The organism is Flavobacterium algoriphilum, from assembly GCF_048158655.1.
In the GTDB taxonomy this organism is placed as follows: Bacteria; Bacteroidota; Bacteroidia; order Flavobacteriales; family Flavobacteriaceae; genus Flavobacterium; species Flavobacterium algoriphilum.
In genome coordinates this window covers 67,115-90,988 of the sequence record NZ_JBLNKY010000002.1, presented here as the reverse complement: position 1 = coordinate 90,988, position 23,874 = coordinate 67,115, and the positions used below count along the sequence as shown (strand labels likewise).

At 34.3% G+C, this 23,874-nt stretch carries 23 protein-coding genes, 1 tRNA gene and 1 pseudogene; 12 read left to right on the top strand and 13 right to left on the bottom strand.

Going from position 1 to position 23,874, the window contains the following annotated elements; genetic code table 11:
• Positions 1–115 precede the first annotated feature (115 nt).
• From gcvP to ACM55G_RS05135, 6 genes are all read left to right on the top strand, one after another.
• Positions 116–2,965, top strand: coding sequence for an aminomethyl-transferring glycine dehydrogenase (gcvP, locus tag ACM55G_RS05160; RefSeq protein WP_416842854.1), 2,850 nt, complete (start codon positions 116–118; stop codon positions 2,963–2,965).
• Between the two features lie 282 nt (positions 2,966–3,247).
• On the top strand, positions 3,248–4,306 hold the full coding sequence (locus ACM55G_RS05155; RefSeq protein WP_416842853.1) for a 3-oxoacyl-ACP synthase III family protein: 1,059 nt from the start codon (positions 3,248–3,250) through the stop codon (positions 4,304–4,306).
• A 235-nt stretch (positions 4,307–4,541) separates the two neighbouring features.
• Positions 4,542–5,096 (top strand): methyltransferase domain-containing protein, encoded by a 555-nt coding sequence (locus ACM55G_RS05150; protein ID WP_416842852.1) that lies wholly within the window; start codon positions 4,542–4,544, stop codon positions 5,094–5,096.
• Positions 5,097–5,154: 58 nt separating this feature from the next.
• Positions 5,155–6,003: a glycosyltransferase family 2 protein gene (locus ACM55G_RS05145; protein ID WP_416842851.1), complete on the top strand. Its 849-nt coding sequence runs from the start codon at positions 5,155–5,157 to the stop codon at positions 6,001–6,003.
• 78 nt (positions 6,004–6,081) lie between these two features.
• The gene (locus tag ACM55G_RS05140; RefSeq protein WP_416842850.1) at positions 6,082–6,831 is read left to right on the top strand and encodes an MlaE family ABC transporter permease; all 750 of its coding nucleotides are present in this window, start codon (positions 6,082–6,084) and stop codon (positions 6,829–6,831) included.
• Positions 6,828–7,589, top strand: coding sequence for an ABC transporter ATP-binding protein (locus tag ACM55G_RS05135; RefSeq protein ID WP_416842849.1), 762 nt, complete (start codon positions 6,828–6,830; stop codon positions 7,587–7,589). Before ACM55G_RS05140 ends, ACM55G_RS05135 begins: the two co-directional genes overlap by 4 nt.
• A gap of 13 nt (positions 7,590–7,602) precedes the next feature.
• Here ACM55G_RS05135 and ACM55G_RS05130 read toward each other — a convergent pair whose 3' ends face one another.
• A complete protein-coding gene (locus tag ACM55G_RS05130) occupies positions 7,603–8,205 on the bottom strand; it encodes a SprT-like domain-containing protein (RefSeq protein ID WP_416842848.1) in 603 nt (200 codons plus the stop codon).
• A gap of 34 nt (positions 8,206–8,239) precedes the next feature.
• Positions 8,240–8,917: an SDR family NAD(P)-dependent oxidoreductase gene (locus ACM55G_RS05125; RefSeq protein ID WP_416842847.1), complete on the bottom strand. Its 678-nt coding sequence runs from the start codon at positions 8,915–8,917 to the stop codon at positions 8,240–8,242.
• A 132-nt stretch (positions 8,918–9,049) separates the two neighbouring features.
• Between ACM55G_RS05125 and ACM55G_RS05120 the strand changes: the two genes are divergently transcribed.
• Positions 9,050–9,625 carry a GNAT family acetyltransferase gene (locus ACM55G_RS05120; protein WP_416842846.1) on the top strand — a complete coding sequence of 192 codons (576 nt, stop codon included), beginning with the start codon at positions 9,050–9,052 and terminating at the stop codon, positions 9,623–9,625.
• Here ACM55G_RS05120 and ACM55G_RS05115 read toward each other — a convergent pair.
• From ACM55G_RS05115 to ACM55G_RS05080, 8 genes are all read right to left on the bottom strand, one after another.
• Positions 9,622–10,599, bottom strand: coding sequence for a M28 family peptidase (locus ACM55G_RS05115; RefSeq protein ID WP_416842845.1), 978 nt, complete (start codon positions 10,597–10,599; stop codon positions 9,622–9,624). The two genes, ACM55G_RS05120 and ACM55G_RS05115, sit on opposite strands and share 4 nt — an antisense overlap.
• Positions 10,600–10,657: 58 nt before the next feature.
• On the bottom strand, positions 10,658–11,299 hold the full coding sequence (locus ACM55G_RS05110) for a LysE family transporter (protein ID WP_416842844.1): 642 nt from the start codon (positions 11,297–11,299) through the stop codon (positions 10,658–10,660).
• A 4-nt stretch (positions 11,300–11,303) separates the two neighbouring features.
• Positions 11,304–12,338 (bottom strand): ATP-grasp domain-containing protein, encoded by a 1,035-nt coding sequence (locus tag ACM55G_RS05105; protein WP_416842843.1) that lies wholly within the window; start codon positions 12,336–12,338, stop codon positions 11,304–11,306.
• A gap of 11 nt (positions 12,339–12,349) precedes the next feature.
• Complete coding sequence (locus ACM55G_RS05100; protein ID WP_416842842.1) at positions 12,350–13,060, bottom strand: NRDE family protein; 711 nt, start codon at positions 13,058–13,060, stop codon at positions 12,350–12,352.
• Entirely contained in the window at positions 13,048–13,536 is a 489-nt protein-coding gene (locus ACM55G_RS05095; protein WP_416842841.1) for a DinB family protein, read from the bottom strand. The genes ACM55G_RS05100 and ACM55G_RS05095 overlap by 13 nt, the downstream gene beginning before the upstream one ends.
• Before the next feature lies 1 nt (position 13,537).
• Positions 13,538–13,927, bottom strand: coding sequence for a DoxX family protein (locus ACM55G_RS05090; protein WP_416842840.1), 390 nt, complete (start codon positions 13,925–13,927; stop codon positions 13,538–13,540).
• 10 nt (positions 13,928–13,937) lie between these two features.
• On the bottom strand, positions 13,938–14,447 hold the full coding sequence (locus ACM55G_RS05085) for a YHS domain-containing (seleno)protein (protein ID WP_416842839.1): 510 nt from the start codon (positions 14,445–14,447) through the stop codon (positions 13,938–13,940).
• 373 nt (positions 14,448–14,820) lie between these two features.
• Entirely contained in the window at positions 14,821–15,960 is a 1,140-nt protein-coding gene (locus ACM55G_RS05080; RefSeq protein WP_416842838.1) for an acyl-CoA dehydrogenase family protein, read from the bottom strand.
• A 230-nt stretch (positions 15,961–16,190) separates the two neighbouring features.
• Between ACM55G_RS05080 and ACM55G_RS05075 the strand changes: the two genes are divergently transcribed.
• The 3 genes from ACM55G_RS05075 (at position 16,191) to ACM55G_RS05065 (ending at position 19,651) form a co-directional block, all read left to right on the top strand.
• Positions 16,191–17,261 (top strand): anhydro-N-acetylmuramic acid kinase, encoded by a 1,071-nt coding sequence (locus ACM55G_RS05075; protein WP_416842837.1) that lies wholly within the window; start codon positions 16,191–16,193, stop codon positions 17,259–17,261.
• A 67-nt stretch (positions 17,262–17,328) separates the two neighbouring features.
• On the top strand, positions 17,329–18,555 hold the full coding sequence (locus tag ACM55G_RS05070) for a Glu/Leu/Phe/Val dehydrogenase dimerization domain-containing protein (RefSeq protein ID WP_416842836.1): 1,227 nt from the start codon (positions 17,329–17,331) through the stop codon (positions 18,553–18,555).
• A 196-nt stretch (positions 18,556–18,751) separates the two neighbouring features.
• Entirely contained in the window at positions 18,752–19,651 is a 900-nt protein-coding gene (locus ACM55G_RS05065; RefSeq protein WP_416842835.1) for an energy transducer TonB, read from the top strand.
• 274 nt (positions 19,652–19,925) lie between these two features.
• Here ACM55G_RS05065 and ACM55G_RS05060 read toward each other — a convergent pair whose 3' ends face one another.
• Complete coding sequence (locus tag ACM55G_RS05060; protein ID WP_416842834.1) at positions 19,926–20,321, bottom strand: ExbD/TolR family protein; 396 nt, start codon at positions 20,319–20,321, stop codon at positions 19,926–19,928.
• 1 nt (position 20,322) lies between these two features.
• Positions 20,323–21,018, bottom strand: a complete 696-nt coding sequence (locus ACM55G_RS05055; protein ID WP_416842833.1) for a MotA/TolQ/ExbB proton channel family protein — start codon at positions 21,016–21,018, stop codon at positions 20,323–20,325.
• 129 nt (positions 21,019–21,147) lie between these two features.
• Between ACM55G_RS05055 and ACM55G_RS05050 the strand changes: the two genes are divergently transcribed.
• Both ACM55G_RS05050 and ACM55G_RS05045 read left to right on the top strand, forming a co-directional pair.
• Positions 21,148–22,383, top strand: coding sequence for a bifunctional folylpolyglutamate synthase/dihydrofolate synthase (locus tag ACM55G_RS05050; RefSeq protein ID WP_416842832.1), 1,236 nt, complete (start codon positions 21,148–21,150; stop codon positions 22,381–22,383).
• A gap of 203 nt (positions 22,384–22,586) precedes the next feature.
• Positions 22,587–22,661 (top strand) — tRNA-Val (locus ACM55G_RS05045).
• Positions 22,662–22,829: 168 nt separating this feature from the next.
• Here the strand turns inward: ACM55G_RS05045 and ACM55G_RS05040 are convergent.
• A pseudogene (locus tag ACM55G_RS05040) lies at positions 22,830–23,794 on the bottom strand (substrate-binding domain-containing protein).
• Positions 23,795–23,874: the final 80 nt, after the last annotated feature.

Below are 23,874 nucleotides of genomic sequence, written 5' to 3'. Positions count from 1 at the left end.
GAACAAATACACCATTTAGTTGAAAAATCAATAAAAAAGGACACCCAAAATACCTTTTAGATTATTAATAATACTTAATTTTGCACCACTAAAAAAACAACACCTACATTTTTATATGAAAACAGATGCTTTTGCTTTAAGACACATTGGTCCAAGAGAAAACGACCTACAACATATGTTGAAAACCATTGGAGCGGAGACGTTAGACCAATTGATTTTCGAGACAATTCCTAGTGATATTCGTCTAAAAGCTGATTTAGATTTAGATCCAGCAATGACCGAATATGAATTTGCAAATCACATTCAAAAATTAGGGAATAAAAATAAAGTTTTTCAATCTTATATTGGTTTGGGTTACAATGCAGCCATTATCCCTGCCGTTATTCAAAGAAACGTTTTTGAAAACCCGGGATGGTACACCGCTTATACGCCTTATCAAGCTGAGATCGCTCAAGGTCGTTTAGAAGCAATTTTGAATTTCCAAACTATGGTTATCGAATTAACCGGAATGGAAATTGCTAACGCTTCTTTATTGGACGAAGGAACTGCTGCTGCTGAAGCAATGGCATTACTTTTTGATGTTCGTTCTCGTGATCAAAAGAAAAATAACGTTTGTAAATTCTTCGTTTCCGAAGAAATATTACCTCAAACTTTATCGGTTTTACAAACGCGATCTACGCCAGTTGGTGTGGAATTAGTAATTGGAAACCATGAAGATTTCGACTTTTCAACGGATTACTTTGGAGCTATTCTTCAATATCCGGGAAAATTTGGACAAGTTCACGATTATGCCGATTTTATCGCCAAAGCTGCCGCAAACGAAATAAAAGTAGCTGTGGCTGCTGATATTTTAAGTTTGGCAAAATTGACTTCTCCGGGAGAAATGGGCGCTGCAGTTGTCCTTGGAACGACACAACGTTTCGGAATTCCGTTAGGTTATGGTGGTCCGCACGCTGCTTATTTTGCTACAAAAGACGAATACAAAAGAAGCATGCCTGGAAGAATCATCGGTGTAACTGTTGATACGAATGGTAATCGTGCATTACGAATGGCCTTGCAAACTCGGGAGCAACACATTAAACGTGACAAAGCCACTTCAAATATATGCACTGCACAAGTTTTATTATCCGTTATGGCTGGAATGTATGCCGTTTATCATGGACCAAAAGGCTTGCAATATATCGCTAATAAAGTACATGCTTCGACAGCTACGTTGGCAAACGCATTAGAAAAATTAGGGTTACAACAAACCAATACTGCTTTCTTTGACACAATCGTTGTTAAGGCTGATGCCAAAAAAGTGAAAGCTATTGCTGAACAAAACGAAATTAACTTTTATTATATTGACGAAAATACTGTTTCAATTTCCTTAAACGAAACGACAAGTATTGCCGATTTAAATAAAATTATTACTGTTTTCGCTTCCGCAAAAGAGACTCAGGCAACAACAATTGAAAGTTTATCAGAAACCAATCATTTTCCAGCAAGCGTAAGCAGAACATCAACGTTCTTAGAACATGATGTTTTCAATAAATACCATTCGGAAACCGCTTTGATGCGCTACATCAAAATGTTGGAACGAAAAGATTTAGCCTTGAACCATTCCATGATTTCATTAGGTTCTTGTACCATGAAACTGAATGCAGCTTCTGAAATGTTGCCTTTAAGCATGCCGCAATGGAATAATATTCACCCATTTGCTCCATTGGACCAAGCACAAGGATACCAAGAAATGTTGGCTAAACTAGAACAGCAATTAAATGTTATCACTGGTTTTGCAGGAACTACTTTACAACCTAACTCTGGTGCTCAAGGCGAATATGCCGGATTAATGGTAATTCGTGCCTACCACCAGTCTAGAGGAGATCACCATAGAAACATTGCTTTAATTCCATCATCAGCTCACGGAACAAATCCTGCTTCAGCAGCTATGGCAGGAATGAAAGTTATTGTTACCAAGACATTGGAAAACGGAAATATCGACGTAGAAGATTTACGTGAAAAAGCAATTCTTCACGCAGAAAATCTTTCTTGTTTGATGGTAACATATCCATCAACTCACGGGGTTTTTGAAAGCGCCATTAAAGAAATTACACAATTGATTCACGATAACGGTGGACAAGTTTATATGGACGGTGCCAACATGAATGCACAAGTAGGATTAACAAATCCTGCTACCATTGGTGCTGACGTTTGTCATTTGAATTTACACAAAACATTCGCTATTCCTCATGGTGGAGGTGGACCGGGCGTTGGACCGATATGTGTTGCGCCACAATTAGTTCCATTTTTACCCTCAAACCCTGTAATTCCTACAGGAGGAGAACATGCAATCACAGCTATATCTGCAGCTCCTTGGGGCTCCGCTTTAGTTTGTTTGATTTCTTACGGCTACATTTCAATGTTGGGTGCTGAAGGTTTGAAACAATCTACTCAATATGCGATTCTAAACGCGAACTACATTAAAGAGAAATTAAACGGTCATTATGATACATTATATTCTGGAGAAATGGGTCGTGCAGCTCACGAAATGATTTTAGAATGCCGTCCTTTCAAACAAAAAGGAATTGAAGTGACTGATATTGCAAAACGTTTGATGGATTATGGTTTCCATGCTCCTACCGTTTCTTTCCCAGTTGCAGGAACCTTAATGATTGAACCTACGGAGAGTGAGAACTTAGAGGAATTAGACCGTTTTTGTGAGGCGATGATTTCAATCCGTAAAGAAATTGAAGCTTCAACTATTGAAGACAAAAACAATGTTTTGAAAAATTCACCCCATACATTAGCCATGCTAACTACAGATGCTTGGGACTTCCCTTACACTCGGGAACAAGCAGCTTTCCCATTAGATTATATTGCTGAAAATAAATTTTGGCCAACCGTTCGTCGTGCGGACGATGCGTATGGCGATAGAAATTTAGTTTGTTCTTGTGCGCCAATTGAGGCGTATATGGAAAACTAATTTTTAAATTAATTCAAAAAAATGTCTCGATAAATCGGGACATTTTTTTTACCTCTCTAAATTATTCAGAAAACAATACAATGTAAATTCTTAAAACATTCAGTTTACCAACTGAACCTTAGCAAAGAAATATCGCATCCATTTTTGCAATTTGTAAAAAAATAATCAATATTTTTACAAATAAATTATTATTTCATAATTATATGCATGCATAGTAAATTTTATGAGTATACTAATTTTTTAATCATTAAATTACGCCTGAATTTTTGGACAAATAACCTGATGAAAATAAAAATAACTGGAATAGGAAGTTATATTCCTGAGAAAAAAGTAAGCAACACAGACTTTGGTGAACATGTTTTTTTAAACGTAGATGGAACCGCCTTTGGTTATCCAAACGAAGTTGTGATAAATAAATTTAAAGGAATAACAGGAATTGAACACAGACGTTATGCCGAAGACCATCATACCTCCTCTGATTTAGCTTTTTTTGCTTCTCAAAAAGCAATTAAAAATGCAGGTATTGACCCGGAAACTATCGATTATATCATCTTCGCACACAATTTTGGAGATGTTAAATACGGTACAACGCAGTCGGATAGCATTCCTAGTTTGGCCACCCGTGTGAAAAACAAGCTACAAATAAAAAACCCAAAATGTGTCGCCTATGATATCCTATTTGGATGTCCAGGTTGGATAGAAGGGGTTATGCAGGCCAATGCTTTCATCAAATCAGGAATGGCAAAACGTTGTCTTGTTATTGGCGCTGAAACCCTTTCGAGAGTGGTTGACGCTCATGACAGGGATTCAATGATTTATTCTGATGGCGCAGGTGCGTCTATCATTGAAGCTTCTGATGATGAAACAGGAATGTTAGCTTATGAAAGCGCGACTTATGCGAATGACGAGGCTAATTATTTGTTTTTTGGAAAATCATACAATCCTGATTTAGATGCGGATATACGCTATATAAAAATGTATGGTCGCAAGATTTATGAATTTGCATTAAACCAAGTTCCAGCTGCAATGAAAAGTTGTTTGGATAAAAGCGGAATTGCCATTGACGACGTAAAAAAAATTCTTATCCATCAAGCCAATGAAAAAATGGACGAAGCGATAATCCAACGTTTTTACAAATTACACGAAAAACCAGTCCCTGAAAACATCATGCCAATGAGCATTCATGAACTTGGAAACAGCAGTGTGGCAACCGTTCCTACGCTATATGACCTTTTAATTCGTGGAGAAATAGAAAACCAATCCATACAAAAAGGCGACGTTCTTATCTTTGCCTCCGTTGGTGCGGGAATGAATATCAACGCATTTGTATACCGATATTAAGCATCTAAGGAATTTGGTAATCAGGAGCTAATCCAGCTGTACATTACAATTCCTCACTACAAAACTTGTTTTTTAAAGGTGTAAGAAAGCTTCTTTTAGTCACTTTTTGCACCTTGAAAAACTACATTTTGAAGCTCCGGGATTTTCATTCCCATCCGGGCTAAAAAACAATGCCCAAAAACACATTTATTACTATATTTGTGGCTTCGTGCCCTTGAGGCAAAATCAAAAACACATGTACGAAAAAACGTTTCCCAATAAAAGATTCAAACATACTTTAGAATTTTTAAAAAAACACATCTCCACGGATGAAACCATATTAGATTTAGGCGTAGCAAATCCTTTTTCTAAAATCATGAAATCCGAAGGATTTACAGTTAAAAACACAACAGGAGAAGACTTAGATACCGACCAAACCGTACTTTCCAATGAAAAACAGGATGTCGTAACTGCTTTCGAAATCTTTGAACATTTACTCAATCCGTTTACCATTTTAAAAGAAATAAAATCCGATAAGCTTTTTATATCCATTCCGATGCGTTTATGGTTTTCACCTGCCTACAGAAGTAAAACTGATATGTGGGACAGACATTATCATGAATTTGAAGATTGGCAATTGGACTGGCTGTTGGAAAAAACAGGTTGGAAAATAATCGACCGCGAAAAATGGACCAATCCAGTAAAGAAGTTTGGCCTTCGTCCCTTACTGAGAAAGTTCACCAACCGATATTATATAGTTTACGCTGAAAAAATCCCCTCCCCAACCCTCCCCGAAGGGAAGGGAGCCTAGACGATACAATTTTTAAGCTTAAAATCTCAGCATCTTAGAAACTTAGTCCCTCAAGAAAATGAATTATTACATTGTTATTCCGGCTCATAACGAGGAGGCATTTATTTCCTTAACTTTGGAATCTTTGATTTCGCAAACCGTTTTACCCAAAAAAGTAGTTGTAGTCAATGACAATTCTACTGATAAAACAGCAGAAATTGTAACGGTATTTGCCAAAGAAAATCCGTTTATCACTTTGGTAAACAAAACTTCAAGCGCCATCCATTTACCGGGAAGCAAAGTCATTCAGGCTTTTCACAAAGGTTTCGAAACATTAGACGAAGAGTACGACGTTATCGTAAAACTGGACGCCGACTTAATTCTTCCCAACAACTATTTTGAAACTATTTTAAATATTTTCGAAAAAGATGCAACAATAGGAATGGCGGGCGGATTTGCCTTTATCGAAAAAAATGGCGAATGGATTCTGGAAAACCTCACTGATAAAGACCATATTCGTGGTGCTTTTAAAGCCTACAGAAAAGCATGTTTCCAACAAATAGGCAATTTAAAACCGGCTATGGGTTGGGATACTGTTGATGAATTATTGTCAAAATTTTACGGATGGAAAGTAGTTACTGATGCCACTCTAATCGTAAAACACCTAAAACCAACTGGTGCTAATTATAACAAAACAGCCCGATACAAACAAGGAGAAGCATTTTACACCCTTGGTTACGGATTTCTAATTACTGGAATTGCTTCGGCAAAACTGGCAATGCTAAAAAAAAAGCCTTTCCTTTTTTTGGATTACATCAAAGGTTTTTGGAAAGCAAAAGCAGCTAAAACCCCTTTATTGGTAACTGAAGAACAAGCAAAATTCATTCGAAAATATCGTTTAAAGAAAATGAAAGAAAAGCTTTTTTAGCCTTAGCATTCAAAAAATTGTAAACCGTAAAGTATAAACTGCTAACAAATCCTTAATTTAGCCCATAATCGCAAAACTATGATGCTCATTCGATATATAACGCAGATAGGAAGGTACTTCTTAATGCTAAAAGAAATTTTTAATAAACAGACGAAATGGTCTGTGTTAAGAAATCTTATTTTCAAGGAAATTGATGATTTAATTATTGGTTCCCTTGGTATAGTAGCTTTCATCTCCTTCTTTGTTGGAGGTGTTGTTGCCATTCAAACCGCATTAAATTTAACTAATCCTTTAATTCCAAAATATCTAATTGGTTTTGCTACCAGACAATCCGTTATATTAGAATTTGCCCCTACTTTCATTTCAGTGATTATGGCTGGAAAAATGGGATCTTTTATTACGTCAAGCATAGGAACCATGAGGGTTACAGAACAAATTGATGCGCTTGAAGTGATGGGAGTTAACTCTTTAAACTATTTGGTTTTTCCAAAAATAATCGCTTTATTATTATACCCATTCCTTATTGGAATCGCAATGTTTCTAGGGGTTTTAGGGGGCTGGATGGCTGGTGTTTATGGGGGTTTTACATCAAGTGCTGAATTTATAAATGGGGCTCAGATGGAATTTATACCTTTCCATATTGTTTATGCTTTTATAAAAACATTGATTTTTGCCATGTTATTGGCTACTATTCCATCTTTTCACGGGTATTATATGAAAGGTGGCGCACTTGAAGTGGGTAAAGCCAGTACGGTCTCCTTCGTTTGGACATCAGTTACCATAATATTGTTCAATTATATATTAACGCAGTTGTTACTAGGATCATGATAGAAGTAAAAAACGTAGAAAAATCATTTGGCGGTATTAAAATTCTTAAAGGTATTTCAACGGTTTTTGAAACTGGGAAGACAAATTTAATTATTGGACAAAGTGGATCAGGAAAAACGGTTTTGCTAAAAAGTCTTTTAGGCATCCATACACCCGAATCAGGAACAATTTCATTTGATGGCAGGATTTATTCTGAATTAACACCTGATGACAAACGAGATTTACGAACAGAAATAGGAATGGTTTTCCAAGGAAGCGCTTTATTTGATTCCATGACTGTAGCTGAAAACGTTGGCTTTCCACTTAAAATGTTCACCAAGGACAATAGAGCAAAAATTCAACAGCGTGTAGACTTTGTACTAAAAAGAGTCAACCTTACTGATGCCCATAAAAAACTTCCTTCACAAATTTCAGGAGGAATGCAAAAACGTGTGGCAATTGCCCGCGCTATTGTAAACAATCCAAAGTATCTTTTTTGTGACGAACCTAACTCTGGATTAGACCCAAACACTGCTATTTTGATAGATAATCTTATCAAAGAAATCACTGAAGAATACAACATAACAACGGTTATAAACACGCATGATATGAACTCCGTAATGGAAATTGGGGAGAAAATATTGTTCTTAAAAGATGGTTTAAAAGCTTGGGAAGGAAGTAAAGAAGAAATTTTTAGAACCGATAATGAAGCTGTTGTAGCCTTTGTCTATTCTTCGAATTTGTTCAAAAAAGTAAGAGAAGCCTATTTGAAAGAGTAATTTTTTTTTTAAATTAACTGGATTTTAATAGCTCTACTTCCGCATTAGGATTAAACAAATACGTTTTTCCAGAACTCATTTCGAGACATTCAAAACGTTTGGTTCTAACAGCTATTTTCTTAAAAATCTTTCCGTTTTGGATTCGGAAAACACTGCCGTAAGGAATTTCAAATACATAGTTTTTATCATTTTGCTGATCAAATTGTTTCAATGCCAATGCCAAAGTAGCATCGGTATCGCTACTGGCTGTCGGATTTTTGAAATGTCTCGCCAACAACGGTAATAAGTGGTTTGGAAAAATTTCCGGACGAATATATGGAATCATCAACCGTTGAAACGAATACTTCCACTCGTTTCCATGAGGTTTGATATTCCGTCCAAATTTCTCAAAAGCAACCAGATGCGAAATTTCATGAATCAGCGTAATCAAAAATTTGTATTTATTTAGGTTTGAATTTACCGTTATTTCATGCTTACCATTCAAGCCTTTTCGATAATCACCATGTCGCGTTTGACGTTCGTTTACAATCTTAAGATGAACCCGATGGTCCACAATGAGTTCAAAAACTGGCTTTACGGCATGTTCAGGTATGTATCGCGCTAATGTCTCACTCATAATTTACCACTTACTTAAAATTTATAACTTTCTGTTACGGATTCGTAGAAGACACTTGCAACACTTTTCCGTTGAAATATTTATTTCCAGTCAACGTAAAATTACAAATATAATCTGCCATTTCGCTTGCAGTAATTGGTGCTTGATAGCCTGGAAAAGCTTCAGCCAACATTTCTGTTTGAACCGAACCTAATGCCAAAACATTAAAAGCAATACCCCGCTCTTTATATTCCTCAGCTAATAACTCCGACAATGTAATAACAGCACCTTTACTCGAACTATACGCTGACAATCCAGCAAACTTTAAACTTCCCTGAATCCCACCCATAGAACTTATCGTTACAACGTGGCTTCCTTTCTGTAAATAAGGCAAGCAAATTCGGGTCAAATTAGCAACCCCAAAAACATTGACTTTATAGATGTTTTCAAAATCTTCCTGAGACGTTTCTGAAAAGGGTTTCAACAATAATCTTCCTGCATTATGAACGACAGCATCAATTTGTTTCCAAGATTTCGAAAGAAAATCTTTAACTTTTTCCAATTCAGACTCATTGGACAAATCAACCGAAAGACATGTGATATTTTCATTCCCCAATAAAGTCTGAGGAATTTTTCTGGAAACAGCCAGAACCTGATGTCCAGCCTTGGCAAATTGCAATGCCAACTCATATCCTATACCTCTGCTCGTTCCTGTAATAATAATATTTTTCATGTAGCAAAAATAAACAAAAACACTAAAAAAAACATCATTTTAGCTGTAGGTATTGTTTCGAATATAAAAATAAGGTTTTCTATAATTTTGCTTAATTTTGCCGAAACAAAATACAATTTGAAATAGCATAAAATGATAGCAACCATACCATTTGAAGTAGCAAAATTGAGTGATATTGATGGAGTATTAGCCTTACAAGAACTATATCTTGTCTCAAATTTATCTGAAGAGGAAAAGGAATTTGGCTTTGTTACCACACCGTTTACAATTTCTCAATTAACAGAAGTAATAACTCAAGAGGGATTGTTTTTAGCGAAAGACAACAACAAAACTATTGCTTACATCTTTTCTGGAAGCTGGGATTTTTTCAATCAATGGCCTATATTCAATTACATGATTACGCTATTACCTAATCTTAAATTTTTAGATTTCGATGTTGCGACAACCAATAGCTTTCAATATGGACCTATTTGTATCGATAAAAAATACAGAGGAAAAGGATTGATAACTACTCTTTTTGAATTCATGAGAATCCATATTGTAAAACGATATCCGTTAGCGTTGACCTTCATTAACAAAACTAATATTCCGTCTACAAAAGCGCATACCGAAAAACTAAAATGGACGATTATTGGTGATTTTCAATTCAACAATAACAACTATTTTATTTTGGCTTATGACATGAATCAGCCTGTTTCTATTCGTTAATTCATATGAATTTCATGTGTTGGTGTATTGGCCATTTGTGTTACGGCAGGCAATAATTCTTGAATAAACGAAGTCATATGAGGTAAATCCATAACTTTGAATTCATCCGAAACATGATGGTAGAATTCGAAATTTTCAAAATCAAAAGTACTCACAGATTGGCAAGGAACTTTGAAAACATTGTAAAAAGAATAATTATCTGATCTGTAAAACAATTGAAATTCGGCTTCTTTTGGTAAAAAACCAATTGTGTTTTTTCCCGTATATTCATTGATTTTACCCGCCATATTCGATTTGTCAAAACCTGTAATATACGCTAGATAATTTCTTTTCATTGGCACTCCAATCATCTCAATATTGAATTGCGCGTATAAATTAAAGTTTTGTGCTTTCAGTTTTTTGGCTAAATGTTTAGACCCTAATAATCCTTTTTCTTCTCCTGCAAAGAACACAAAAAGAATACTTCTCTTATTGTTTTTAACACTACTAAAATATTTCGCCATTTCAGCAACTGCAGTTGTTCCCGAAGCATCGTCATTGGCACCATTATTTATAAAATCTCCATTTACTCCTTTTTTATCAATTCCAATATGATCATAATGTCCGCTGATAATAACGAATTCATTTTTTAGCACAGGATCATTTCCTTCGACAAAACCTACAATATTAGAAGCGGGTTCTTTGAAATTTGATAACGTATCGCGATAACTTGAAAAATAAGGCTTTACATTATTGTCTTTGAAAAACTGTTCCAAATAATCGGCCGCTTTCACCATTCCTTTTGTCCCGGTTTCTCTGCCTTCTAGTTCGTCCGAAGTCAAATATTTCAATGTTTCTGCAACATCACTTTGTTTGACTTTATATTCCGTTTCTGCTAATTTTAATCGGGAATCGGCTGTAGCTTGGGCCGTGATAGGAGAATTTCGTACAAATCCGAATAGAACAAATAAAAGAAGTAAAAATTTGTTTTTCATAGTCAATAATTGTTTGGTTAAAAGGAGTAATCTTATTTTAATTGATAAAATCAAAATCTTATTTCTTATAATATTTCTTGTAGACGGTATACATTTGAATCAAAGCTAAAACTACAAAAAATAACGGAATAATTATTGGCACTATATAACTTGAAAAACTAGCCGTATTTTGGGAAAACAAATTTAGAATAGTTACTAAAGCCAGCATTCCAAAAAACGTCCCAACTAAAGTCCCAAAAACGTAATAGTATTTAAGTCTTTTCTCGATAGCAATATAATTTCCATTAATCAAATAGAGATTCCATCCCGTCCAGAATGGCACTTGAAGAAAATTGATAGCATTCAAAAACATACCGATAAGAAAAGGAGAATACTTAATAAATTCCTCTAAATCATTATGATTTTCTACGGTTTGATTCGAATGAGCATAAAAAGAATAGCCCAGAAACAGCAAAAAGAAGACCGCAAAAAAATCGATAATTTTCATCAATTTTTTATTGTTTACCAATTGATTTGCAAAAATCAATGTCAAATAAATTACAAAAACCTCAACCGAAATAACGCCCCACAAATAAAAAATTAAACTATTAATTCCTAATTCAGCATAAATTTCGAACCCAATAATATTTAAATATCCCAATGGAACTGAGCCAATAAAGCTCACCAAGAAACCTACAAGAATATTTTTTATAATTTTCATTTTATTAGAAATTTACTATTCTATTGCTTTGCTCTACATGCAAACGATATTCTTTCATCCCTTCCTTGTGCGGCAAATAAGGACTTCCGGCTTTATGATTCTCCACACTTATTTCATACATGTAAGTAATATGTCTAGCGAGTTCTTTCCACGCAAATAGTAACGAATGTTTTGGATCATAGATGTGCGTAGGTTCACTTGCAGCTCCATTCAACTCAACAATAGCCAAATTTTTTCCTTGTTCCAAATCTTCCAAAGTAGTATACATAACATCCAATCTCCCGAAATAGAAACCCGGAATTTGCAAACACATTTGATTGATGGTTTCGTTTAATTTTGGGGTTATCCAATGGCTTCCGTCAATAAATTTTGCACCACGGGCATGATTTCCATAAGGAACTAAATTTAGTTTTTCTCCTTTTGGCACAACCTCCAGTAATTTCTTACCGTATTCTTGTTGCAATACTTTAAGTTGCAATTCATAACGAGGATTTTTCCTGATTAACTGTTCAATAGTTGTAATTCCATCCCCCGTGATTATCAGAAATTCTTTAGAAACTATTCCTGTTATTTTACCCATTTTCTCGTGTGGATAACGTACATAAAAAATGCCAACTTCATTCTGGAAAGGAATTAAATCTTGCACTACAAAATCAAAATTTGCCTTTTCAGCATATCTTTTTAAGTCGGCAACAGTATCTATTTTCTTAACTCCGGAACCACGCAACCCGATATCAGGTTTTGCAATCAATGGAAATTTTATTCCTGAAAATTCGATTATTTTTAAAATTTCTTCCAGTGAAGTTCCTTCGATTATGAGTTCAGTTTTTGGATAATACCGCTGTGGAATCAAATCGTAGATGGCTTTTTTGGATTCCATCATAAATCCTCCGTTTTTTATCGTTGGATTAGCCGCGTTAAAGAAAAAAATGGACTTTGCTTTAAGCGAATAAAATGCCCAAAGAAAATAAATTGGAATATAAACAATCTGAAACGGCCAATATTCCCAATGCGTAATCTTATGAAAAAGTAATTTCAATCGAGAAAATTTTAAATAGTGATAAATGAAGTTTTGGTCTCTTTCTGTGCAATCAAATCGCAATGCAATATAGCGACTTTATTTTTTTCGATTACAGATTGGGTAATACTCAAGGTTTTCATTTCGTCATTTCGATTAATAACCAATCCGTTTTCCTGATTTTTATCTTCGGTATAGCGATGAAAATGAAGCATTTCGGCTTCTGATATTTCTGGATTTGCATCCAAAAAAGTATAAAACCAATTGGTACGTTTCTCCCGAATTACCGCTGGATATAACGTTGACGATGACCAAATATGATTTTTATGACTATCTAAAAGAGTCGTTTCTTTCTGATTCCCATTCCATCGCAATTGAAACAGCTCCTTATTTTGAAACAAAACCAATGTAAAAGGTTCTATATTTTCCAAATTAATTTCGTCCCAAAAATCCTTCGGTGATTCGCTGCCAATAATATCCAAAACAATTAAACCGCGACTTTTTCTGTAAGGAAGCACTACTTTGTGTTTTTCGTCAGCGCCATTTAATAAAACCAAAACAGTTCCATTTGCATCGACAACAAACCAAGTTCCGCCAGCTTTTGGGTCTTTTGGAAAAATGACATTCTTACCGTTTATGGTATAATTTCTGGGTGGTATTGCAGACGGTCTAATTATTTTTTCATCTCGATTTGAGGTAATGATAATTGTATCATTAACAGTGACAAAACTTACTGTGCACATTGATTCCTGTATTCGATTGTGGAACGGGCAACTCCAAAATTCTCATCGACCGTAATATTTTCACACTTTAAAACAGCCACTTTTATCAGCGCCTGATGATGAATACAATGCTCTAAATTATAAAGCAATTCTCGATAATAGTTACTTTGAATTCGGATTTCCTCACCGTCAATTACTTGTTGCAAATCAATATTTTTATTCTCTTTTTCAAGATTATTTTTAATTTCTAAAATATGATGAATTGCATAATTCATATCTGTTTGAATTAATACATTACGCTCTCTTTTATCATAATTCACAATCCCTAAATCGTATTGATCCTCGAGACACTTAAACATTTCGATAATATGCCTCGTATGTTCACCTATACTGGTATTACTCAATTCAGCACATGGATTTGAGTAATCCTTTTTCGATAATTGATTGAGCAAATCAATCAATTCGTTTAGACTATTAGTAATAGAAGGTATTAGCATATTAGCGTTTTAATTTTAACAAATTTGGTAATTTATCTTTATTTAAAAAAATTAAAGTAAGACAACTTAATAAGGTTATGTTAGCCAACGCAAATAACGTTCCACCATCACCCTCCACTTCAATGCCCAGAACAAACAAATGTGAAAGAATGGCACCAACCATTATTCCGCACCCTAGCAATGCACCAAGCAATGTAGTTCTAGGTATTAAAATTAGAATTGCAGTAATCAATTCTGAAATTCCGGTAATAATTCTACCATAAGGCTCCACTCCCAAAGCAGTAAAAATATAAATACTTTCCTTGACTCCCGTAAATTTAAAATATAAGGTTTGCGATAAAATTACTGCCACTCCAATACGTAAAATCCAAGATAAAATAGTTATTTTCATAATTACTGTTTTATTTGATTGTTTTTTTCCAAGTGCTCTCTGCTTTTGACTTTAAATTAGCTTGGTCTTTATTCCAACTTTTCAATGTATTATTGAAATAAGCATTATAAAATAAATATAATTTTCCGTCAACAATCTTAAAAGTCTGTGGGTTTATTTCTACTTTTTCGCCGGAATCTCCCATCGCATAAGCGCACCAACCTCCAAATTGCGGTTCATATTTCAAAGGATTTTTTAAAAAATATTCTCTATTTACAGGCATTGAAAAATTATAGGTTACTCCCTCGTACGTTACTGTCAGTTCTTTTTTTCCCTTTACGGCTTTCCCTAGTTTAAAATAAGCAACAGGATCGTACCCTTGTAAGGCAACTTTGTGCTCTAAATTGAAATGAGTTAATCGACTATTTTCGGTTTGTGCAACTGTTGTCAGTGAAATAAAAATAACCATTAGATAAAGAATCTGTTTTTTACTTACAAGTTTAAAAGTATTTTTTTGGCGTTCGGGAATATTAGATTTCATTGTATCTTAATTTAGAAATGATACTTCACTTATTTATTAAGCAAAGATATTTAAATCAAAAAAGCAATTTGTCAGCTACTTTAGAACAGATACGAAATAATTGAAACTACAGTTTTGAAATATCCGAGAAAATGATTCCTTTTCAGTTTTAAACAAATGCCCGTTAGTTTCCATTTCATTGAACAATTAGGTCTCGGTTTGAGTTAAAATACTAATAATCTGGGTAATATAATTTTATTTTCAATGCTTTGTTATCTTCTCTTTTACTTTCTTTTTCAGCCCAATCCTACAGTAAAAATATTAAAAATCGTTTTAAAAAATAAAACCCTTTCCAATCGAATTGAAAAGGGTATAAATAACTATTTAATTTTATTTATGAAACTAGTGTTCTCGAAATCACAATACGCTGAATTTCAGAAGTCCCCTCATATATTTGAGTGATTTTAGCATCACGCATCATGCGTTCCACATGATACTCGGCAACATAGCCATTTCCACCATGAATTTGTACGGCTTCAATAGTCGTATCCATAGCCGTTTGTGAGGCAAACAACTTAGCCATCGCTCCGGATTGCGAAATATCCATACCCAAATCCTTTTCAGAAGCCGCTTTAAAACACAACATTCTGGCAGCCATAATTTGAGTGGCCATATCTGCTAATTTAAAAGCAATCGCCTGATGTTGGAAAATTTCTTTTCCAAAAGCTTTACGTTCCTGTGAATATTTTAAGGCCAACTCATAAGCACCTGTGGCAATTCCTAAAGCTTGAGAAGCAATTCCTATTCTTCCCCCGTTTAGTACGCTCATCGCAAAATTAAATCCAAATCCATCTGCTCCGATTCGGTTTTCCTTTGGTACTTTAACATCGTTAAATAATAAAGAATGGGTATCTGAACCACGAATTCCCATTTTTTTCTCCTTTGGACCAATATCAAAACCAGCCCAACCTTTTTCAACTATAAATGCATTAATCCCTTTGTGTCCCTTTTCAACATCCGTCTGAGCAATTACAATATAGGTTGATGCCGAAGATCCATTAGTAATCCAGTTTTTCGTTCCATTCATTAAGTAATAATCGCCTTTATCGATTGCAGTTGTTTTTTGCGAAGTCGCATCTGAACCCGCTTCAGGCTCAGACAAACAAAAAGCACCTATCACTTCACCTTTGGCAAGAGGAATTAAGTATTTCATTTTTTGTTCTTCATTACAGTACTTCTCTAAACCTGCACAAACCAAAGAGTTATTTACAGACATCACAACTGCTGTAGATGCGTCTACTTTAGCAATTTCAGTAACCGCCAAAACATAAGAAAGACTATCCAATCCGGAACCGCCATATTTAGGGTCAACCATCATTCCTAAAAAACCAAGCTCAGCCATTTTTTTAACCTGCTCAGTCGGAAATTTAGAGAATTCGTCTCTTTCAATAACACCCGGCAATAATTCGTTTTGAGCAAAATCCTTAGCTGCTTGCTGAATCATTAACTGCTCTTCGGTTAGATTAAAATCCATAACTATATTTTGTTTTTTATTAAAATTTCAACTCTACAAATAAAAGTAAAATTACTCAATTACAATCCTTAAATTTACAGCTTTAGAAAGTTTTTTATGTTTCCTACTTTTTATTGTAAATTTGATTATTATTTTAATTTACACTCATTAAATTATTTTTTATTTAAAAAAAGCATTCAAAGATACTTTAATATTATGAAATTATTAATTTTGATTTAGAAATTTGCTCAATGAAAAAAGATTACTATAACGTTATCGGAGTAATGTCAGGAACTTCGCTTGATGGTGTTGATTTAACACACATCCATTTTAAAGTACAGAACAATAAATGGGCTTTTGAAATACTTGAAAGCGAAACGATAGCCTATAGTACAAGTTGGATAAAAAGTCTAAAATCTGCGGTGGATTATTCTAGAGAGCAACTCGAAAAATTAAATCAGGATTACACCCAACTTCTCGCTTCCATTATTGCAGCTTTTATCGAAAAAAATAAAATCGAAAACCTGAATGCCGTATGTTCGCATGGACATACTATTTTACATCAACCGCAAAATGGGTTTACGCTTCAAATTGGTAATTTACCAGAAATCGCGACTTTAATTCACCAAACGGTAGTCTGCGACTTTAGATTACAAGATGTCCAACTTGGTGGCCAAGGTGCTCCTTTGGTTCCTATTGGCGACCGAATATTATTTCCTGAATACGATTATTGCATGAATTTAGGTGGTTTTTCGAATGTGTCTTTTGAGCAGGATAAGCAACGAATCGCCTTTGATATTTCACCGGTAAATACCGTTTTAAATTTTTACGCCAATCAATTGGGATTGGATTATGATGATAAAGGAACCATTTCTAGAACTGGAAAAACCGACACTAATTTGCTAAACAAATTAAATGCTTTGGATTTTTATCAAAAAAAACATCCTAAATCACTGGGTTTTGAATTTGTAAAAGAAACCGTTTTGCCTTTAATAGAAAGTTTCGGAATTGCAATTGAAGACAAATTACAAACGTTCACCGAACATGTATCGTTACAAATTGCCTTGGCTTTGCCTAATAAAAACGGAAGTCTTTATATAACTGGCGGTGGTGCCTACAATGATTTTCTTATCGAACGTATTCAATCCTATTTGCCGGAAATAAAAATCATAATTCCATCAACCAAAATTCTGGAATTCAAAGAAGCGTTGATTTTTGCTTTACTTGGTGTATTGAAATTGCGGGGCGAAATCAATGTTTTGAGCAGTGTTACGGGCGCTAAAATGGATCATAGTTCAGGAAATGTTTATTACTCAAAATAATATCAAAAATACATAATTCGCATTATTCTATTTTTTATATTTGTAAAAATTAAACATATCGCAATAAATGAAAGATTTATTAAAGAAATTCGAAAATAAAGAACCTGAGATAGTTTTCCATTGGAAAGATGCTGAAACCGAAGCCGAAGGTTGGACTGTAATTAATTCTCTTCGTGGTGGTGCTGCTGGAGGTGGAACCCGTATGAGAAAAGGATTGGATATGAATGAAGTTTTGTCTTTGGCAAAAACTATGGAAGTGAAATTTTCAGTTTCAGGACCTGCTATTGGCGGAGCTAAATCCGGAATTAATTTTGACCCGAATGATCCCAGAAAAAAAGGCGTTTTACAACGTTGGTACAAAGCGGTTTCTCCTTTATTAAAAAGCTATTACGGAACCGGAGGTGATTTGAATGTGGATGAAATTCATGAAGTAATCCCCATGACAGAAGAATGTGGTGTTTGGCACCCACAAGAAGGTGTTTTTAACGGACATTTTAAACCTACAGAAGCGGATAAAATCAACAGAATAGGTCAATTGCGCCAAGGTGTGGTTAAAGTAATTGAGAATCCAAAATTCTCACCAGACGTTTCTCGAAAATATACCATTGCAGATATGATTACCGGTTTTGGTGTTGCCGAAGCTGTTCGTAATTATTATAGTATTTATGGCGGAGATGTAAAAGGCAAGAAAGCCATTGTTCAAGGTTTTGGAAATGTAGGTTCGGCAGCAGCATTTTATCTGGCTGAAATGGGAGCAAAAATCATCGGTATTATTGATCGAGATGGTGGATTAATAAAGGAAGAAGGTTTTACTTTCGAAGAAATAAAAACATTATTTCTTGCTAAAGACGGAAACAAACTAGTTGCCGAAAATATGATTCCTTTTGAAGAAATCAATCAAAAAATATGGACAATCGGTGCTGAAATATTTACTCCTTGTGCTGCTTCTAGATTAGTGACTCAATCTCAAATTGACAGTTTAATTGCCAATGGTCTTGAAGTAATTTCGTGTGGCGCTAATGTTCCTTTTGCGGACAAAGAAATATTTTTTGGTCCAATTATGGAAGATGTAGATCATAAAGTGAGTTTAATTCCTGACTTTATTTCTAATTGCGGAATGGCACGCGTTTTTGCTTATTTCATGGAAAAGAAAGTGCAAATGACCGATGAAGCCATCTTTCAAGACACATCGGAAACCATTAAAAAGGCAATTAAAAAAGCACATCATTTGAATCCTAGCAAAACAAATATAAGTGCTACAGCTTTCGAAATTGCATTGAAACAGCTTACTTAAAATACAGCATTTCATAAAACATATTAGAACTGGGATTAGTTAGATTATTCAAAATCTATTTAATCCCTTTTTCTTATTTTCAATTTTAAATAAAAGCAATCTTATTTATATTCTCTTAGTCGCTTTTTACTCTTGACAATTTTTAGTACTTTTCAACGTTTTTTAGTAATACACTTTTTTTAAATTTAAAATACAAATGAGTTCCACCATTTCATCAGACCAAAAGAAATCTTTAGCAATATCCATTCTTTTGTATGCCACAATGTTGTTAATTTTATTTTTCATACGCTTTTGGCCACCAGCAAACTTGGCTGAACTTGCAGGCGGAGGAGGTGGCGGAGGCGTTACCGTGAATTTTGGGGACAGCGATTTGGGTTCTGGAGCGAATTATAAAAGTGAAGTGCTGCAAGTAAAAAACCAAACGAGGCAAACACCAACAAAAGTAACTCCTGACGAAGCTATTTTATCGCAGGAAAACAGCACCGAAGAAAGCGTTGTCATTCCCAAAAAAGAAAAAACTACAAAACCTATTGCTGTTGTAAAAGAGAAACCAAAACCAGTAGTTGTAAAACCTAAAGTTTCCAACAATACAAATGATGCATTATCCAGCATTCTGAAAGGTTCTAATAAAGGTGGTGATGGCGATGACAAAACAGCCGGAAATAAAGGAAAATCAAATGGAAGTCTAAGTTCTAATGGCTATTATGGAACTGGAGGTTCCGGTGGCGGAACAGGTGGCGGAAGTGGCACAGGAACCGGAATAGGAACAGGCAGTGGATATGGCTCCGGCAGCGGAGGAGGAAACGGAAGTGGTTCTGGCGGTGGTAGCGGTTACTCCTTAGGAAACAGAAAAGCAGTTTCGAAACCAGCTCCTAAATACACTTGTAACGAAGAAGGAAAAGTTGTTGTTGAAGTTTCTGTAGATAGAAATGGACGAACTATTAATGCGATTGCCGGTATAAAAGGAACAACTAACACAGCGCGATGTTTATTAGACCAAGCAAGAATCGCAGCGATGAATACTAAATGGGATGCTAGCAGCGATGCTCCGGAAAAACAAGTTGGCAAGATTGTTTATAATTTCAATTTGAATTAAAAAACATTAGGTCACAGATAATACGGATTAAACTAATCTTCAAGGATTTATATAAAAATGCCTCAAAATAATTTTTTGAGGCATTTTTTATGCTGTAAACGCTATGCTAAAATGAATAATTCCTTATTTATTTTATGTTTAGGGATTTGCGTGAGGGATAGAAGCAAGTACCGAAGTACTGCGGATAGCCCGACCACAATAGAAAAAGCGGCTAATCAACTTTATGCTGATTAGCCCCTTTTTCTATTGTGGTCACGCCCAAATGATAATTACTTTATTTCGGACTCGTGGCAATGACAAACTTCAGATTGTTCTTTACTCCTATTTGCAATACATCAACTAAGTCTTGCACTTGTAAATTAAACGGGATCCTCACCACAACGGTTTGGTCCTTTTCGTTATTGATTTTAGACATTAAAGTTGTTTCCAGCTCCTCAAATGCTACCGGTTGCTTGTCGATATAGAATTTCTTGTCTTCTGTAACGGACAAACTGATGTATTGCTTGTTGGTTTTCTCGTTAGCTTTTGCTTTTGGCAATGTCATTTTTATAACATTAGGATTAGCCAAAGTGGATATAATCAGAAAAAACAACAACAAGAAAAACATAATATCACTTAATGACGAAGTAGCCACTTCGGCATGAAATCTTCTTTTTCGTTTTATGGACATGTTACGATCTTTGAATAATATTTACAAATTCCAGTATTTGTTTTTGAACTTTTAAAGCAAAATTATCAATTTTTCCGTTTAATAGATGGTACGCGCTATACGCAATAATACCAACTAATAATCCGGAACCGCTACTGATCATTTTCTCGTATAAACCTCCAGAGATATTACCAATACTAATGTTCTCAGTAACCGAAATACTATAAAATATTTTAATAACTCCTGAAATAGTTCCAATAAATCCTAATGTAGGCGCAATCCCTGCAATAAGACCTAATTGACCCAAATGCTTCTCCATTTCTCCAATTTCAATGTCCGCAGCGCGATCCATATTAGATTCAATCTCCGTTATAGGTCTGCCAATAACAAGAATTCCTTCTTTAATGATGTTACCGGAAGACGTATTGCTTCTTTCGGCTAAGGATCGAGCCAATTCCAAATTACCGGAATTTAGATTATCTCTGACATCTGACATCAATCGGTGATCCATTTTTGATGCTTTACTAATGTACAAAGTACGTTCTATAATTAAATAAAAAGTATAGAATAATAGGATTGAAATTGGGATTAAGAAAAACCCTCCTTTTAAAATAAATTCCAAAACAGAGATTTCAGTATTTGGAGCAATTTTCTCGATTACTACGTTTGACGCAGCATTAGCAATAGTGTCCGCCTGTAATTGTATAAAACTAAACATATATTATTATTGATTTTTACTCATTAATTCTAAAAATTATTTCAATTTTGCAATAAAGATACTTTTCGATGTACTATTAAACTAAAAAAATCGAAAAATATTTTAAACAATGACTATTTTATTCAAAATATGAACTATCAGGAAACTATAAATTGGATGTTTAATCAACTCCCGATGTACCAACTTCAGGGCGCTTCGGCCTATAAAAAAGATTTAACCAACACACATTTGCTAGTAGATCATCTTGATAATCCTCAAGAAAAAATAAAATGCATTCATGTTGCAGGAACTAATGGAAAAGGTTCTACCTCACACATGCTGGCTTCCATACTTCAGGAAGCGGGCTATAAAGTGGGATTATATACTTCGCCTCATTTAAAAGATTTCAGGGAGCGCATCAAAATTAACGGAATGGAAATTTCTGAATCATTTGTTACTGATTTTGCCAATAAGCATAAAGTTTTTTTTGAAGCAAACGACATGAGTTTCTTTGAAATGACCGTTGGACTGGCTTTTGATTTTTTTGCAAAAGAAAAAGTCGACATCGCCATCATAGAAGTTGGTATGGGCGGGAGATTAGACGCTACCAATGTCATTACGCCACTTGTATCTGTTATTACGAATATTGGATTGGATCATACCCAATTTCTGGGCAACACTCTTGAATCTGTTGCTTTTGAAAAAGCGGGAATTATAAAACCAACCATTCCTGTAGTAATTGGAGAATATACTACTGAAACCAAACCTGTTTTTTTGGCAAAAGCCAAAACATGTAATTCAGAAATCTATTTTGCCTCTGAATTAATTACCGAAACGCATCCTTCTGATTTAATTGGTGATTATCAGTTGCAGAACAAAAAAACAGTATTGCAAACTATTGCTGTATTAAATGCCCAAAAAGAATTTAAAGTCTTCCAAGAAGACATCAAATCTGGCTTATTACTGGTTGTAAAAAACACTGGACTTCAAGGAAGATGGCAACAACTAAGCGAATCCCCTAAAGTTATTTGTGACACCGCACACAACAGGAACGGATTAGAGATTGTTATGAACCAAATTCAAAAAGAAACGTTTGAAAAACTACATATTGTACTTGGAATGGTAAATGACAAAGATTTGGATGAAGTTTTACCTTTATTCCCAAAGAATGCTATTTATTATTTCTGTAAACCGAACATTCCCCGTGGTTTAGATGCTGCTATTTTACAAGAAAAAGCAAAAAAACACAACCTCAACGGAGATACATACAACTCTGTAACAAGTGCCTATCAATCTTCTAGAGATAATGCTACACAAAATGATTTTATCTTTATTGGTGGGAGTACGTTTGTAGTAGCTGAATTGCCTTTAAATAAAGAGATTTAACTTTCTACCGTTATTAAACTTCGTTTTACAGATGCAAGACCAACTTATTTAAAAACTACGCCAAACCTAATGAACTAAACACCAATTAAATATAAACTATTTCAAAAAAATATTAAAATTTGTACAAAAATGTTTTGGATAAACGAAAAACAAGCTTATATTTGCACTCGCAATAAGGCAATGAAAATTACTAAATTGTACTAGGGCGATTAGCTCAGCTGGTTCAGAGCACCTCGTTTACACCGAGGGGGTCGGGGGTTCGAACCCCTCATCGCCCACAAAAACTTCATTAGAGATAATGGAGTTTTTTTATGGTTATACTTTATTGAATTTATAGTTTACATCTTTTTTTAGCAAGACTAAAATCATATTTTAGTGATTCCACTTCTAATTTAAAAAGAAAAAATTATTAGTATTTCTATAATTTAAAAACACCAAACATAGGTCTAAATTGAGTATCTGTCAATAAAATTGAATGGATTTTTCACTTTACCTATTTCCTTATTTAAAATCATCCTTGCAGCAGTTTCCCCCATCATTTTAAAATCTGTCGAAATTACTGTTATTCTAAACAACTCTTTTAAAAGGTGTATCATTATAAGAAATGACACCTATCTCTTTCCCTAATTGAAATTCATAATCTCTAATTTGTTTTATTAAACTAACCAACTCAGATTCTTCAATCGTGATAAACAAATTTCCTTTTATCAAAAGCATATCGTCGCATATCTCATCCCGGACTTCAAAATCGAGATTGTTTTCGACACAAAATTTCTTAAATCCATTTAAAATTCTCCTTGGATAGGGATAAACAGCCTTCTCTGGATAAATCAATATGAATTTATCATACTTAGCTATTTTGAAAAAGACCTTCTTTCAAAGCGTTATAAATATCATTTTCAAAATCTTGGTGAATCTCAACGATTGCATCTTCAAGTAAACTATTTTTTTCATCTAAAATAATTAGTTTTTCCTTCGGTATTTCTTTTATAATTTTTAATGCTTTATCGGTAAGACTCACATGCTTTAAATCTTTTGTTTTAAAATGTGGCATGATAACATACTTGTCATATGCAAACTTATTTTTATCTAATAAATTTAAAAATAAGGTTTCGTCAAAATGATACACATGAAGATCTACTTTTGAATTCCCTCCTATATTTATCTACAAAAGAATTAAAAACACTCATCTTATAAGAACTTAATTTATTAATCAGAAACAAAACATACCCATGATTGGGGAAATTACATTTCTCTCTTTTAAAATATTATAGGCATTCTCTACAGTATCCCTCGATAGATTAAATGCCTCACTAAGCATATTAATGGATGGAATCTTCTGATCCATTGAAAATCTTCCAATGGATACATTATAAATAACTGAATCTACTATTTGCTTGTATTTAGGCACTCAATAATTTTCATCAATTTCAATATATTTAAATTAGAATAGTTTTGGGGATTAAAGAGCAAAAAATTAATAACTGAACA